Here is a 13,680-nt window from a genome sequence, read left to right as displayed (position 1 = left end):
GGACATAGTAGTACGCCTTCGGGGGGGGGACTACTTCTTTTTGTCCTTCTTCTTGCTTTTCTTCTTACCCTTCTTTTTAGACGAGTCCTCTAGCTTGGCGGCTACATCCGGCACATAGCGGAACTCTTCGCGGTCTGGGCGCTCGTAGGTCTTGCCATCGGAATCGGGACGGTGTGGGATTTCCGGCAGCTCGCGCTCGATCTTTTCGTAAGGGATGGTATTGAGCAGGTGCGAAATGACGTTGATGCGCGAGCGCTTTTTATCCTCAGACTCCACGGTGTACCACGGCGCGGTCGGGGTATCGGTGTGGATGAACATGGCATCCTTGGCGCGGGAATAGTCTTCCCAGCGGGTAATGGATTGGAGATCCATGGGGGAGAGCTTCCAGCGGCGCAGCGGATCATTGCGGCGGGATTCAAAGCGCTTAATCTGCTCTTCATCAGAGACAGAGAACCAGTACTTGCGCAGGATGATGCCGTCTTCCACAAGCATCTGCTCAAAGGTGGGAGCCTGGTGCAAGAAGCGGACGTATTCTTGGTCGGTGCAAAAGCCCATGACGCGCTCAACGCCGGCGCGGTTGTACCAAGAGCGGTCAAAGATGACGATTTCGCCCTTGGTCGGCAGCTTTTCCACGTAGCGCTGGAAATACCACTGGCCCTGTTCGCGCGAGTTCGGGGCCGGAAGAGCCTCGATCCGGCAGGTGCGGGGGTTGAGATACTGCGTGATGCGCTTGATGGCAGAACCCTTGCCGGCGGCGTCGCGGCCTTCCATGATGATGACCACGCGGGCGCCGGTTTCAACGACCCACTGCTGCATATCAACGAGCTCTGCTTGCAACCGCTCGAGCTCTTTTTCGTAGGCCTTCTTATTCAGCTTCTTAGGGGATTTGCTGCTTTTGGTGCTCATTCTTCCAGCTTAACGGCTTGGTGGCCCTATCTAGAAAACTGGTGTGCCCTCGTTGGAGTGAGAACCCAACCACAGCTTGTGCGGGGTATGTGCAGCAGGCTTAGAGGCCGGGCTCGCCGTAGCGAGTGGTATTAGAAATATGACCGAGCCCTTCGACGTCTATGGCGACGGTATCGCCGTTCTGGAGGAATTGCTGCGGGTCGCGGGCAAAACCAACGCCTTCGGGCGTACCGGTCACGATGACATCACCGGGGTTGAGGGGATAGAGCTGCGAGCAAAATTCGATGAGCTCAGCGATGGAAAAGATGAGGTCATCAGTATTGTCCTGCTGGCGCACCTCGCCATTAACCGTGGTGGTCAGTCGCGCGCTTTTGCCCGGCGCCCATTCATCAGGGGTGGTCAGCCAAGGCCCAAAGCCTGCGGTGCGATAAAAAGACTTGCCCGCGTGGAATTGGCTGGTCTGACGCTGAAAATCGCGCAGGGTGTAGTCATTCATGATGGAATACCCCGCCGCGTAATCTAATGCGTCTGCGCGGGTTACGCGGTGCGCGCGCTCGCCGATGACCACCGCTAGCTCACCCTCATAGTCCAGCTTCTGGGTTGCGTACTCGGGGATATAGACGTCATCGTAGGGGCCAGTCAGAGCATCGGCGAACTTGATAAATAGCGTGGGGTGCTCGGGAAAGTCGCGGCCCATTTCCCGGATATGCTTGGCGTAATTAAGGCCTACGCAGATGATCTTTCCTGGCGTTGGGACGACTGCTTCTAAATCATGCTGCTCAAAGACTATCGGCTCGCCGGATAGTTGTGCGGCCTTGCGCCAATCTTCGCTGCGCAGCAGCGCGCCTACGTCCTCGTAGTCCAGCTCCACTCCCACATTATCGCCTTCAATGCGGATTGCAGAGGTGCCGAACGCGGTGCGAAGAGTAGCCAATTTCATGCCAGCTAGTCTAGCGCACTCCTTATTTCTGCTACTGCGTCAGCGCAGAGGATGGGGATCTCCACCTTTTCTTGTTTGGACCACGGCTTGAGCACAAACGATGCCGGATCCATCCGGCCTGGCGGCCTTCCGATGCCGATAGAAAGGCGCTGATAGTCCTTAGTACCGAGCGACTTCGTAGTAGAGCGCAGACCGTTGTGCCCGTGATCGCCACCGCCTTGGCGCAATTTCACGGTCCCGAAGTCGAGTTCTAATTCATCGTGCATCACCACAATATCTGCGGGTGCCAGATGGAAGTACTGGGCGAGTGCCTTGATCGGCCCGCCAGACATGTTCATAAAGGACCGCGGTTTAGCGCAGATTACCTTGCGTCCGGATAGCATTCCTTCCGCGACCTCGGTATTAGTCTTCTTATGCACCGAAAAGCTGCTCATTAATTCACCGGCGAGCTCATCGGCAACGTCGAAGCCGATATTGTGCCGCGTGCCGGAATATTTCGGGCCAGGATTGCCAAGGCCTACTACGAGTAGTGGAGTCACTGCATTATTGTCGCATAGATTGAAATTCTATTGGAAATACAAGTCTATGCTCCATAGAATATGCCGCCGAGTATCACTGCTGCTTGGGTGCTAAAAATACCTCTTACAGCGGTGGACTTGGGGAAGTATCGTAGTGATTAAGGAGGTGCGCCCCATGCCCGAAAAATCACCTGAAGTTGATCGCGAAACCGAAAATGTTCCTAGTGGCAAAGTTGCTGCTGCGCGGCTCATTATCAAGCGCGCTAAGGAAGGCAAGGGCAAGATCGAAATCACGCCTAGAATTCGTGAACTTGCCGGACAAGATTTATAAAACCATCTATAAAACTGCGATATCGCCGTGAGCATTGCTGCTCACGGCGATATGCGTTTGGGGGAGTGGGAAATTACTCCTCGGAGTCGTCGGACTCGGAGGACTCGCCTTCGGCCTCTTCGTCGACGGAGTCGGCACCAGCGTCGGCGCCGCCTTCCTCAGCAGCCTCAGCGGCCTCTTCGAGCTCCTCGTCAACCTCAGGCAGGGAGATGGAGAGGATAACGGTCTCTGGGTCTGCCACCAGGGTGGTGCCTTCCGGCATGGTGATGTCGGCGGCGGTGATGACCTCGCCGTCCTCGAGGCCCTCGATGGACAGCTCGATCTCTTCCGGAATGCTTAGTACGTCAGCCTCAACCATGAGGACGTCTGCATCCTGAATGTGCATGGTGCCCGGTGCGGACTCGCCGGTCAGGGTAATCGGAACCTCAACCTCGACCTTCTCGCCGCGCTTAATCAGCAGCAAGTCAACGTGGTCGATGTCCATGGTGAGCACGTTCTGGTCAACGTTCTTGACCATGGTCAGGTACTGCTCGCCCTCAAGCTCAAGCTCCAGAACGGCGTTGACACCGTTGTTGCGAACGAGGGACTGGATGTCCAGCAGTGGCACTGCGAAGTGTACGGGCTCCTGGTCGCTACCGTAGATTACGCCGGGAACCTTCCAGTCGCGGCGCAGGCGGCGGGCGTAGCCCTTGCCAAAGACGGTACGTGGTTCTGCTTTAATAATTGGGCGCTCTGCCATGATGCAATCTCCTTTGTCGGTGTAGTGCGGCGAGGCTATCGAAGGTATAAAAACGACGAAAGCCTGCCGATGAACGTCTTGGACGAGTCATCGCAGGCGTCAATAAAAGCAACATGCTCTAACTTCAATCGCGTCGATAACGGCTTCCCAATTTTTGAGTCGCCCTCGCCGAGACTGAGTTAGATTAGCATCTTTCGGCCGATGAAACCAAAACTCACCCCGTTAATCTTCCTTCGCGCCCTCTCCTCTGATTACGCCCTTCGCGCTCACCGGTAGCGCGTATGTCTGTAGCTCGGGTTACGCGGTGAGCGCGAAGGGAGGAGTGGGGCGAACGGCAGGCGGTAGTGCGGTAGTGCTTGCGTGTACCTGCGACGCCTTTGGCGCTCACGGGGATGGAAAACACCGACACCCCGCCGTTCACGGTGAGCGCGAAGGGCGGGGTGTGAGTTGTAGTGCGACCGGCGAAACGCTTATGCGCGGTCGAAAAGGGTAGTCACGGAACCGTTTTCGAAGATCTCATGGATGGTCCGAGCCAGCAGTGGGGCAATGGACAGGACCTTGAGGTTGGACCAGCCTTCGGTGGACTGCGGAAGGGTATCGGTGGTGATGACTTCCTCGGCACCGCACTCGGAGAGGCGCTCGCGGGCAGGGTCGGAGAAGACGCCGTGGGTGCAGGCGATGATGACCTTCTTTGCACCCGCTTCCTTGAGTACGCGCACGGCGCCGGCGATGGTGCCGCCGGTGTCAATCATGTCATCGAGAAGCACGCAGTCCTTGCCCTCAACTTCACCCACCACGCGGTTGGAGACCGTCTTATTGGCCTCGGTATTGGAACGGGTCTTGTGGACGAAGGCCAGCGGGGCATCGCCCAGGTCGTGGGCCCACTTTTCGGCGACCTTCACGCGGCCGGCATCGGGGGAGACTACGGCGATGTTATCGGTGGCGTACTTGGACTTGATGTAGTCGGTCAAGATGGGCTGGGCGTGCATGTGGTCCACCGGGCCGTCGAAGAAGCCTTGAATCTGGTCCGTGTGCAGGTCTACCGAGACGATACGGTCCGCGCCGGCTGCCTGCAGGAGGTCTGCGACCAAGCGGGCGGAGATGGGCTCGCGGCCCAAGTGCTTTTTATCCTGACGCGCATATGGGTAGAACGGCAAAATTGCGGTGATGCGCTTGGCGGAACCACGCTTTAGTGCATCGATCATGATGAGCTGTTCCATCAACCACTTATTGAGCGGTTGGGAATGCGATTGCATAACGAAGCAGTCAGCGCCGCGCACGGACTCTTCGAAGCGGATGAAGATTTCGCCATTGGCGAAGTCCCGGGCGGTGGTAGGAACCAGATCGGTGTTGAGTTCCTTTGCCACTGCCTCTGCCAATTCTGGGTGTGCGCGCCCAGAAAAGAGCTTCATGTTCTTGCTACTACCAGTTACTTTGCCAGTCATAGGAGAATATGCCCCTTTACTTTTCGTTGTCCTGTGCACGGGCTGCGGCTTCTGCCGCTGGGGTGCCCGGACGCTTCTTTTCAACCCAGCCTTCGATATTGCGCTGTTTGCCACCGGAGACTACGAGTGCTCCCGCGGGAACATCGTCTTTAATTACTGTACCCGCACCGGAGTACGCGCCATCACCGACATTGACTGGAGCGATAAACATCGTATCTGAGCCGGTGCGCACGTGGCTGCCAATGGTGGTGTGGTGCTTGTTCACACCGTCGTAATTGACGAAAACGGAGGACGCACCGATATTGGATTCCTCGCCCACGGTGGCATCACCAATATAGGTAAGGTGCGGCACCTTGGTACCGCGGCCGAGCTCGGCATTCTTCGCCTCGACGAAGCCGCCGAGCTTGCCGTCTTCGCCCACGATGGTATTCGGGCGAATAAAGGTAAAAGGCCCGATCTTGGCGTTGACGCCGATGACGGAATCGCTGCCGTGCGTGCGGACCACGGATGCGCCGGTACCAATCTGCATATTCGTCAACGTGGAATCCGGTCCGACCTCGGCATTATCGGCGATGCTCGTTGCACCCCACAGCTGGGTGCCGGGGTGGATGGTGACATCGGTGCCGATGGTGACATTGACACCAATCCAGGTGGTTTCCGGATCGATGATGGTGGCGCCGCCGCGCATGGCTTTTTCCACCATGCGGCGATTGAGCTCGCGGCCGGCGGCGGCCAGCTGCACGCGGTCATTGACCCCGGCGAGTTCCTGCGGATCCCCGGCGACGTGAGCTCCCACGCCATGTCCGGCGGTGCGGGCGATTTCGAGGACATCGGTAATGTAGAGCTCGCCCTGCGCATTATTGGTATCAAGCTTGGTTAGGGCATCGCGCAATGCTGCCGCATCGAAAGCGAAAACACCGGAGTTGACCTCATTAACCAGGCGCTGTTCTTCGGTGGCATCCTTGTGCTCCACGATGGCGGACACAGACCCGTCTGTGTCGCGAATGATGCGGCCATAACCGGTGGCATCTGCAAGGCGCATGGATAATACCGTGACCGCATTGCCTTGAGCGGTATGGGTATCGCGCAACCCCTCGATGGTTTCTGGGGTCAAAAGCGGCACGTCACCGTTGGTGACGATGATGGTGCCTTCGAAATCAGAAATTGGGGAAATCCCGCAGGACACGGCATGGCCGGTACCGCGCTGTTCTTCCTGCACGGCCTGCACGACCTCGCGGTCCAGCTCATTCGCAATTTTTTCCACGACGGGTGAGACCTGATCGCGCTGGTGGCCCACGACGGTTACGAGGTGATCCGGGTTAATACCCGCCGCGGCGTGCAGCGCGTGTCCAAGCAGCGTGCGACCGCCAATTTCGTGCAAAGTCTTTTGCTTTGTGGATTTCATGCGCGTGCCGGCGCCCGCCGCAAGGACGACGACGGCACTTGGGGTAGTTGCTTCCACGGTCAACAAAACTCCTGGGGGTTGAGTTTGATTAGTTCTTCGGGCTTTATCTTATAGTCCATATTTAAACTATGTGCGAGAAACCTCCTTAAGGCTGCCCGCGCGCCACACTCCAATAAAGCCGACGAGCGCCAAGAAAATCAACGCTGCCTCTGGCCCCGCGAGAGCGATAACGGAAGAAATACCACCCACGATGAGCAAAATAATGCCCATCATGGTGTTAGCCGCACCCACGTACTGCGTCCTTTTATCCCCACCGGCCATATCCACTACGTAGGTCTTTCGCGCCACGCGAACAGACGTATGCGCGAGATTGACGGCAAAGAAGCCGAGCGGCATGACCCAAGCATTCATAGCGTCTGGGGCCCAGTGGGAACTAGCCACGATGAGCAGGATGATAACGGAGGAGGCGGCAGCACCAGCAGCCATGGTGTTTTTGGAGGATTTATCCGAAAATACGCCAGAAACTCGCCCACCGATAAGTGAGGCCAAACCAGAGGCAATCACGAAGCCGAAGACACCAGATAGGTCATCGTGCAGCAGCACGATAAAAGCGGTAGAAAGCGCCGAGACCAGCAGTAGTGCGCGAACGATGACGAAGTTGCGGAACTGGGCATCGTCAGTGAAAAGCTTCCACGTATCTGACCACCAGCTCTTATCGATGCCCTCTTGTTCCCCCTCCGGCACCGGCTCTTCCACGTGCGAAAATACCCACGTGGCAATGGCCCAGGTAGAAGCGCCGACCAATAAAACGATGCCCATAGTAGAGATCGTGAGATCCCCCAAGAGGAATAAGCTGACACCGGCAAGCAGGGTGGCCCCGCCGCCCAAGGCCGTTGCGGATCCGGTGACTTGACCGCGCTGGCCCTTGGAAATCGTGCGCGCTTGGACGTCTTTGCCAGCGATGGAACACAACGCGCGGAACAGGGAAAGCGCCGCCAACGCAAGAAGTACGATCACGCCCAACCATGCGCCGCGTATAAAGAAAGCTGCAAGGGCAATCACGGCGGCGGAGAGAGCTTGGCCGGTCGAGCCGATCATCCACAAGCGCTTGCGGGCGCGGTGAGTGGTCACCCAGGGGGTAAGAGCGGCCTGCGGCAGCATGGAGCCAGATTCCCGGATAGGGGTAAGCAAGCCGGTGAAGAAGGCGGGGACGCCTGCCGCATTAAAGAGCGCCGGCAGCACCGTTTTGGAGGCAACGATCTGGTCGCCTAAATTTTGCAGGCCATTGGACCAGATGAAGTACCTGGCATTTGAGTTAGACATGAAAGAACTTTCGAGATAACCGAGACAAAGCGGGATAACACTGTAATCCGGTCAGAAGAGACCGTCTATCAACTTTACTCACTTCCTACCCCTAGAAAGGGCGAAACCGCTGCGATCGGCTATGTTCAGTAGTTGTTATGCACGACGTGGATCCCCTCATCAACACGATGTACCAGGCCTTCGATCTGATCGGAGTGGCCTTGAACGGCATCATCGGTGGCACGATTGCCCGCCGCCGCGAATTCGACATCGTCGGATTTATTTTCCTCGCCTTATTTTCCGGCCTGGCTGGCGGCATGATCCGCGACATGCTTATCGATGACGGCCCCGCCGCCGCCATTTCAGATCCCTGGTACCTGGGCCTTGCCTGCGCCGGGGCGCTGACCGCCTTTCTCATGGAGCTGAAGGGAAAAGCGTGGGAGATTTTTCGCGAGCACGGCGATGCCATCATTTTGGGTATGTGGTCTACCACCGGTTGCGTGAAGGCACTGGCTGCGGGCATGCCTATGATCCCGTGCGTGTTTTTAGGTGTCTTAACCGCCGTCGGCGGGGGAATGGTCCGCGATGTCGCCTCCGGTCAGATCCCGTCCATTTTCGGCGGCAGCCCCCTCTATGCAGTGCCGTCTATCGTGACCGGCATCGTCATGGTGACCTTTGCATCCTATGACCAATTCGCCTTGGGCATGGTGGTTTCCCCAATCGTCGGCAGCGGCATGGCCATTATTTCTTACTGGCGGGGATGGGTCTTGCCCCGCGCCGGGGTTGCGCCAGTGAACTACACCGCGGCACAGGTGGCCGCGATTGCCAAGAAGGCGGAGGTAAAAGGATTTCGTCGCGGCCGGCGCAAGCGCTAGCGGCTTAGACGGGTCATCGGCCTACAGCGTCGCCAGCTTTAAGGCAGGTTGGTGACGATGGCGATGATGGTAAGGATAATCAGGACAAGAACGCTCCACCTGAGGAATGGATCCTTGGTCAGGGGCAACGACTCCTGCGAGTCGTCATCATCAGGTTCTGGGGAAGACGTGGAGTGTGGAGCGTTCATGGCAGGAATCCTTTCGAGTGCAATGGTGCCTCAATGCTAGTGAGGGTGACTACAGATTATCCACTGCGTACTGTGCTTCTTCAGCGGTGAACTTTTCGCCGTATTCGCTCACGAGTTGGTCATAGATGGCGTTGGGTGACATGCTCATCGTTTCTTCGTAGGTGCGGGCCGTTTGAAGAGCATTATCGTGATAGTCCGCTTCCAAATTATCAATGGCGTACTGGGCGGCTTCCGGGCTGAATTGTTCGCCGTACTCGCTGCTGAGCTGGTCGTACAATCCCTGCTTGGACATGTGCATGGTATCTGAGTACACTTTGGCACTCTTTAACGCATTTTTGAATTCGCGCGGGACGTTCTGGTCATCCTGCGTGGCGTGGGAATCTTCGCCTGCATCAGCTTCCTGGGCTTCTTCCTCCGGGGTGGCCTCCACCGCGTCTTGCTGGGTGGTTTGGTCCGTGGAGTCTGTGCTGCTGCTGTTTTCATCATCGCTGCCGCCTAAACCGGCAATGATGGCGATAACGATGAGGACGCCAATGATGATTGCGCCCCATTTGAGGCACCCGCCCTTTTTCTTCTGCGGCGCGTCAGCTGGTGGTTGACCAGCCTGTGGTTGGCCCGCGGGTTGAGAGTTATTGGAATACGGAGAGGGAGAAGGGGAGGGAGTACTCATGGTGAGCGTTCCTTTCAATGTGGGTGAGGGATATGGAAGAAAGTTTTCCGACATTGGCCACATTGTCGTGACTGTGGTCGAGAGAGATTAGCGAAGTGGATCTTTAGCAACATGGACAGTGGAATCTTGCACATCACCCAGATCAACGACGATGGTGCAGGAATAGAACTCCCGGACTGGGGTGCCAAAGCCATTGGGGAAATCAACTTGGCCAAAGGCGTGGTACGTCCGTGGCGAATCGGTTATAGAATCTGGCGACTGAATATCAATCTCTTCTGGAAAACTGACTCCGCCGGGATACTTGGCCCGGTTGGTTACTTGCTCGCGATATTTATCCAAAGCAGCCTCAGTATCTTGGGCTTCGCTTATCTTTAGTACAGCAAAAATAAAGATCACGAACACCACGAAGGTGGCCCCGACGAGTAATAGCCAGAACCGCCACCGCCTAAAAAGCGGCTTTTTCGGCTTTGTTGTGGGGACTGGGGCCGGTTGTGCGGGATAGGGGGTCTGATATGGAGAGTTGTCCAACGCTAGGGTCTTTCGGAAGAGGAGTAACGAGTGATTGTTGCCGGTACGCACCCCGGCATCGGGCTAGGGTGTGAAGCAGCAACGGCTTTTATTAAATCAACCGGTCTGGACATAAGTATGGTGGCGAGTAAGAGAAATCGCCTATGTGTACGAATGGTGCGTATTGCCTCAACGTATCTGTTAACTCGTGGGATTCTCGATTAATGCAGCCGCAGCCATTTGGCCTCTGCTCCCTAATTCGCTTTGTCTTAAGATGGGATTAGGAAAACTCGGTTATCAATGACTAAGCAGTTGAAAAGGGAAAGGATTTCTATGAGGGCGGACGTAGTAATTATTGGTGGCGGTTTTGCGGGCACTTCTGCGGCTATTACTTTGGCTCGCGCGAACCGGTCTGTAGTCTTAGTGGACTCACATCAGCCACGGAATAGGTTTAGCGAGAATTCCCACGGAGTTTTAGGTTTTGAGTCAGCTTCGCCTATTCAACTGCTGGAAAGTGGCCACCGTGAATTTCAATCGTTCGGAGGAGAGATTATCTCTGAAAAGGCAAAGTTGCTCTCTCCTTTTGAGGATGACTCAGCTGGGTGGAAAGCCGAATTGGAAAGCGGTGAGGTAATCTACTCGCGTCATGTAATCGTTGCTACAGGTATCACTGACGAATTGCCAGATGTTCCCGGACTAGAGCGGCTGTGGGGCTCACGAGTTTTTCACTGCCCTTACTGTCATGGCTATGAGGTCAAAAATAAGAAACTAGCCGTCATTGGTGGAAAGAACCCTCCCTTTACTTTCCGCATAGCAAAGTTGCTCACTAAGTGGACGGATCGAGTGACTTTCTATCCAAATGGATTGGAGCTTCCGCAAGAGGAACAGCGGCGTATGGAATCGCTAGGAATCACGATCGAACTTAATTTAGTGCAAGGGATTACAGAATCTGAACGATTTGATGGTGGCGTATTTCTTGACGTAGGGCAGGAAAAGAGAGAATACAAAGCTTGCTTTACTGGGCCTGAATTTGTTCCCAATGATTCGATTCTCAGGAAAGCTGGATGCGCTGTAGAAAACGGTTGGGTTAAAGCGGACTCTGGGATGACTTCATGCGAGGGCATTTGGGCCGCCGGAAATGTCATCAGCTCTCCAGACCAGATGCCTCAAGCCATGGGAGCTGGAGCCGCCGTTGCCATCAAGGTGGATCAGAAGATGTTTGATGAGGATGTCTCCTGCTAGGAGGCTTATGTCTTTGTAGGGTATAAAAAGCTTAGGATAGAGGTGTTTTCTCAATGAAGGACCAACACGATGTGCCGCGAGGCGTGTTGAAAATCAAGCCTGCCTTTTTCAAGGGGCTATCGTGTACGGTCCCTTTTCGCTAGCATGTGATGATGCGCTTTTCCTACCTGACTGTCCCCGCCGTGACAGCGTGTTTATTGTTAGCAGCCTGCTCGAATCCCGATAGTGGTGACACGAATCAGGCTCCGAGTGGTTCTGAATCTGCGTCGTCCTCCAGTGCTGCCGCGCAGTCAAAGGCGGCGAGCGCTCAGCGCACGGAAATTCCGACCGCAGATGGTGATGCGTCGCAGCTTCTGGCTGGGATGACGATGAGCAATCTCGTTGATAATCAATCGCAAGAAGTAGCCCGCACCGCGCTTGCCGATGCCGGAGTGCCACAAGAAAGCATCGACGGCTTTTTTGAATTGGTAGACGAATACAACACTGCCGTACCGACGGAGAGCATGGTGGCCGAAGGCTTCGTGGATTACGGGACGCAAGACCCAGAATACGACGTGGAGGCCATTTCAAAGGCCTGGAATGACCATCATGCGGACTATGTGGGTACCAATTGTCGCATCAATACCTTCACCTTGGCGGATTCGCTCTTTTCCGTTGACGACCAGGACAACCCCAATGACTCCTTGCTGTTCTTAGATCAACAGTCCCTAGATAATGCGCCGGATCAAATCTTTGATGAAGCCGAGCGCGCCAAGTTCGAGGCTTTCTATGGGAATGTGGAAACCACCATGGAACAAGATCCAGGACAGCACATCGCCGATATCAAGGCTTATTTTAAGGACCGTGGCATCGAGTTCGCGGATACGGACGCCCGAGTGGTCTCGGTATTCTCGCACGATACTTTGACGGAACCGGCCACACTTTTCATCGGGCATACCGGCGTTGCCGTGCCATATGAGGATGGCTACCTATTCTTGGAGAAGCTTGCCTTCGATATGCCATATCAAGCGGTGACGGTGAAGGATATGCAGCAGCTTAATGATTACCTGATGCATAAATACGATGACGGTCCTGATCTGGAGTACGGCCAACCCGTCATCTTTGACAATGATGACGTCATAGAAGGTATGCGCTACGCCAAGAAATAAAAGGGCAGGGCTGGAAATAGGCCATCAACCAAATGGCCGTGGTCTGCTCCGACGGTTTTGACAAATATCTATAATCGCGACCTCTCACAAAGCCACTTGTCACGCTCACGGCCCATTTGGTGGAGATTGCCGGTCCTGAAGGGGCGGCTAAGTGTTTTAAGGCAAGCATAACCACGGTCACGCTGTGTGCTACTGTGATATATGCCTCACATTTCAGGATTGCGATAGTTGATTGATATGTCCCTATAGGTATACTCACTAATCGTGTCGAGCTGGAGTTCTCAGAGGCTAGACACCGCCTCCCCAGCAAACGTTGGGAAAACTCACAAGACTCACAAGAAGGGTTGAAGACATGAAAATGAAGAATTACCGCCGCGTTTCCATCGCAGCTGCAACCGCCGCTCTGGGCCTGACTCTCGTAGCCTGCAGCGATAACGGCAGCTCCGCCCCAGCGACCGTCACCGAGACCGTTGCATCGACTGATCAGGGCAACCAGAGCAACCAGAATGGTGGCAAAGAAACCGTCACCGTCACCTCTGGTGCTGACGCTAACGCGAACGGCGGCAACGCTGGTCAGGGTGGCCAGGCTGGTGGCAACACAGCTACCAACGACCTGCCAACCGAAATCACCGGTTACTCCGGTGAGGCAGAGCGTGACCTGACCGAAGAGCGCCTGACTAAGGATGAAGTGACCCAGGTTCTGCAGCGTGCCCACAATGGCGAAGGCAAGGTCAAGTGGGACAACGACGGCTACTGGGAGGTCGAAGTTGGTGGCGTTGACGTCGACATCGACAAGAACGGCCTAGTCCTTGACGTCGACCGCTAAATAGGTCATCCCGCTTCTGTATGGGCTTTGTGACTATACAGAGCACTCAATAATTGGTTCTTTTTTGGGACCCAGCGGAACCGTCCGATGTGCACGTAGCGCACCGGACGGTTTTTTATTGGCGGACCAACTGGTAGCAAGCGAGATGATTTCGTTTACCGTCGAGCGTTGCCAAAGCAAGGCGGATTCTAGTGGTCGTGGAAACACGATTTTAGATTTCGGTGGCATAGCTTAGCAGTTCGGCCATTTTTTCGGCTGGTTTGGCGAAGCCTAGGGTTGCGCGTGGTCTGTCGTTGAGTTGTAGGGCAACGAACTCGAGGTCTTCTTTGGTGTGGACGGATAGGTCAGTGCCTTTGGGGAAATACTGGCGCAGAAGTGCGTTGGTGTTTTCGTTACTTCCTTGCTGCCAGGGTGATCCTGGATCGCAGAAGTACACCGGATATTCGGTGGCAATGGTAAATGATTTATGGTCGGCCATTTCACTTCCTTGATCCCACGTCAGCGAACCACGCAGGTGTGCTGGTAGCTGTTGGATAGTCTCGACGAGCGCGTTGGGCCCGACCCCGGAAAGTGGACACATCGGGGGTTAGCTATGCTGCTTTGGTCAGTGTAGCTGAAGTCTCGGCTTCAAAGACATC

General features: G+C 55.5%; 15 protein-coding genes and 1 pseudogene. 5 read left to right on the top strand and 11 right to left on the bottom strand.

Features of this window, described 5'->3' with window-relative positions; genetic code table 11:
- Positions 1 to 30: 30 nt before the first annotated feature.
- The 3 genes from ppk2 to pth all read right to left on the bottom strand — a co-directional run bounded on the left by ppk2 (position 31) and on the right by pth (position 2,385).
- Positions 31 to 906: a polyphosphate kinase 2 gene (gene ppk2 / locus ABRP66_RS04920; RefSeq protein ID WP_284611046.1), complete on the bottom strand. Its 876-nt coding sequence runs from the start codon at positions 904 to 906 to the stop codon at positions 31 to 33.
- A 100-nt stretch (positions 907 to 1,006) separates the two neighbouring features.
- Entirely contained in the window at positions 1,007 to 1,846 is an 840-nt protein-coding gene (locus ABRP66_RS04915; protein ID WP_284771306.1) for a fumarylacetoacetate hydrolase family protein, read from the bottom strand.
- A 5-nt stretch (positions 1,847 to 1,851) separates the two neighbouring features.
- On the bottom strand, positions 1,852 to 2,385 hold the full coding sequence (gene pth / locus ABRP66_RS04910) for an aminoacyl-tRNA hydrolase (RefSeq protein ID WP_284771307.1): 534 nt from the start codon (positions 2,383 to 2,385) through the stop codon (positions 1,852 to 1,854).
- Positions 2,386 to 2,539: 154 nt separating this feature from the next.
- Here pth and ABRP66_RS04905 point away from each other — a divergent pair, with 154 nt between their 5' ends.
- On the top strand, positions 2,540 to 2,695 hold the full coding sequence (locus ABRP66_RS04905; protein WP_284771308.1) for an RNA helicase: 156 nt from the start codon (positions 2,540 to 2,542) through the stop codon (positions 2,693 to 2,695).
- 73 nt (positions 2,696 to 2,768) lie between these two features.
- Here ABRP66_RS04905 and ABRP66_RS04900 read toward each other — a convergent pair whose 3' ends face one another.
- The 4 genes from ABRP66_RS04900 to ABRP66_RS04885 form a co-directional block, all read right to left on the bottom strand.
- Positions 2,769 to 3,434, bottom strand: coding sequence for a 50S ribosomal protein L25/general stress protein Ctc (locus tag ABRP66_RS04900; protein ID WP_284771309.1), 666 nt, complete (start codon positions 3,432 to 3,434; stop codon positions 2,769 to 2,771).
- Positions 3,435 to 3,904: 470 nt separating this feature from the next.
- Positions 3,905 to 4,879 (bottom strand): ribose-phosphate diphosphokinase, encoded by a 975-nt coding sequence (locus tag ABRP66_RS04895; protein WP_005279993.1) that lies wholly within the window; start codon positions 4,877 to 4,879, stop codon positions 3,905 to 3,907.
- 16 nt (positions 4,880 to 4,895) lie between these two features.
- Positions 4,896 to 6,341 carry a bifunctional UDP-N-acetylglucosamine diphosphorylase/glucosamine-1-phosphate N-acetyltransferase GlmU gene (gene glmU, locus ABRP66_RS04890; protein ID WP_284783696.1) on the bottom strand — a complete coding sequence of 482 codons (1,446 nt, stop codon included), beginning with the start codon at positions 6,339 to 6,341 and terminating at the stop codon, positions 4,896 to 4,898.
- Positions 6,342 to 6,410: 69 nt separating this feature from the next.
- On the bottom strand, positions 6,411 to 7,607 hold the full coding sequence (locus ABRP66_RS04885; RefSeq protein ID WP_284850384.1) for an MFS transporter: 1,197 nt from the start codon (positions 7,605 to 7,607) through the stop codon (positions 6,411 to 6,413).
- Between the two features lie 137 nt (positions 7,608 to 7,744).
- On the opposite strand from ABRP66_RS04885, the gene ABRP66_RS04880 reads away from it, so the two are divergent.
- Entirely contained in the window at positions 7,745 to 8,461 is a 717-nt protein-coding gene (locus ABRP66_RS04880) for a trimeric intracellular cation channel family protein (RefSeq protein ID WP_284783699.1), read from the top strand.
- Between the two features lie 38 nt (positions 8,462 to 8,499).
- Here ABRP66_RS04880 and ABRP66_RS04875 read toward each other — a convergent pair whose 3' ends face one another.
- The 3 genes from ABRP66_RS04875 to ABRP66_RS04865 form a co-directional block, all read right to left on the bottom strand.
- Positions 8,500 to 8,649, bottom strand: coding sequence for a hypothetical protein (locus ABRP66_RS04875; RefSeq protein WP_284783700.1), 150 nt, complete (start codon positions 8,647 to 8,649; stop codon positions 8,500 to 8,502).
- 49 nt (positions 8,650 to 8,698) lie between these two features.
- Positions 8,699 to 9,319 carry an Ltp family lipoprotein gene (locus ABRP66_RS04870; protein ID WP_284850383.1) on the bottom strand — a complete coding sequence of 207 codons (621 nt, stop codon included), beginning with the start codon at positions 9,317 to 9,319 and terminating at the stop codon, positions 8,699 to 8,701.
- Positions 9,320 to 9,406: 87 nt separating this feature from the next.
- The gene (locus ABRP66_RS04865; protein WP_284783703.1) at positions 9,407 to 9,715 is read right to left on the bottom strand and encodes a hypothetical protein; all 309 of its coding nucleotides are present in this window, start codon (positions 9,713 to 9,715) and stop codon (positions 9,407 to 9,409) included.
- A 411-nt stretch (positions 9,716 to 10,126) separates the two neighbouring features.
- Here ABRP66_RS04865 and ABRP66_RS04860 point away from each other — a divergent pair, with 411 nt between their 5' ends.
- The 3 genes from ABRP66_RS04860 to ABRP66_RS04850 all read left to right on the top strand — a co-directional run bounded on the left by ABRP66_RS04860 (position 10,127) and on the right by ABRP66_RS04850 (position 13,042).
- On the top strand, positions 10,127 to 11,068 hold the full coding sequence (locus ABRP66_RS04860) for an NAD(P)/FAD-dependent oxidoreductase (RefSeq protein WP_284783705.1): 942 nt from the start codon (positions 10,127 to 10,129) through the stop codon (positions 11,066 to 11,068).
- 368 nt (positions 11,069 to 11,436) lie between these two features.
- Complete coding sequence (locus ABRP66_RS04855) at positions 11,437 to 12,216, top strand: DUF4300 family protein (protein WP_284850382.1); 780 nt, start codon at positions 11,437 to 11,439, stop codon at positions 12,214 to 12,216.
- 352 nt (positions 12,217 to 12,568) lie between these two features.
- On the top strand, positions 12,569 to 13,042 hold the full coding sequence (locus tag ABRP66_RS04850) for a hypothetical protein (protein ID WP_284850381.1): 474 nt from the start codon (positions 12,569 to 12,571) through the stop codon (positions 13,040 to 13,042).
- A gap of 211 nt (positions 13,043 to 13,253) precedes the next feature.
- On the opposite strand, the pseudogene ABRP66_RS04845 reads toward ABRP66_RS04850, so the two are convergent.
- Positions 13,254 to 13,592: pseudogene (locus tag ABRP66_RS04845) on the bottom strand (IS30 family transposase); the annotation flags it as partial.
- Positions 13,593 to 13,680: the final 88 nt, after the last annotated feature.

Origin of the sequence: Corynebacterium sp. KPL2680 (assembly GCF_040225675.1) — a bacterium.
GTDB classification, from domain to species: domain Bacteria; phylum Actinomycetota; class Actinomycetes; order Mycobacteriales; family Mycobacteriaceae; genus Corynebacterium; species Corynebacterium rhinophilum.
Note: the sequence above shows the minus strand (reverse complement) of the source record. Positions and strands in the feature narration are given on the sequence as shown.

What these genes read in the sequence shown, in the direction of transcription:
- ppk2 (WP_284611046.1), bottom strand. Translation starts at nt 906, where the DNA reads ATGAGCACCAAAAGCAGCAAATCCCCTAAGAAGCTGAATAAGAAGGCC.
- ABRP66_RS04915 (WP_284771306.1), bottom strand. Translation starts at nt 1,846, where the DNA reads ATGAAATTGGCTACTCTTCGCACCGCGTTCGGCACCTCTGCAATCCGC.
- ABRP66_RS04905 (WP_284771308.1), top strand. Translation starts at nt 2,540, where the DNA reads ATGCCCGAAAAATCACCTGAAGTTGATCGCGAAACCGAAAATGTTCCT.
- ABRP66_RS04900 (WP_284771309.1), bottom strand. Translation starts at nt 3,434, where the DNA reads ATGGCAGAGCGCCCAATTATTAAAGCAGAACCACGTACCGTCTTTGGC.
- ABRP66_RS04895 (WP_005279993.1), bottom strand. Translation starts at nt 4,879, where the DNA reads ATGACTGGCAAAGTAACTGGTAGTAGCAAGAACATGAAGCTCTTTTCT.
- ABRP66_RS04885 (WP_284850384.1), bottom strand. Translation starts at nt 7,607, where the DNA reads ATGTCTAACTCAAATGCCAGGTACTTCATCTGGTCCAATGGCCTGCAA.
- ABRP66_RS04880 (WP_284783699.1), top strand. Translation starts at nt 7,745, where the DNA reads ATGCACGACGTGGATCCCCTCATCAACACGATGTACCAGGCCTTCGAT.
- ABRP66_RS04875 (WP_284783700.1), bottom strand. Translation starts at nt 8,649, where the DNA reads ATGAACGCTCCACACTCCACGTCTTCCCCAGAACCTGATGATGACGAC.
- ABRP66_RS04870 (WP_284850383.1), bottom strand. Translation starts at nt 9,319, where the DNA reads ATGAGTACTCCCTCCCCTTCTCCCTCTCCGTATTCCAATAACTCTCAA.
- ABRP66_RS04860 (WP_284783705.1), top strand. Translation starts at nt 10,127, where the DNA reads ATGACTAAGCAGTTGAAAAGGGAAAGGATTTCTATGAGGGCGGACGTA.
- ABRP66_RS04855 (WP_284850382.1), top strand. Translation starts at nt 11,437, where the DNA reads ATGAGCAATCTCGTTGATAATCAATCGCAAGAAGTAGCCCGCACCGCG.
- ABRP66_RS04850 (WP_284850381.1), top strand. Translation starts at nt 12,569, where the DNA reads ATGAAAATGAAGAATTACCGCCGCGTTTCCATCGCAGCTGCAACCGCC.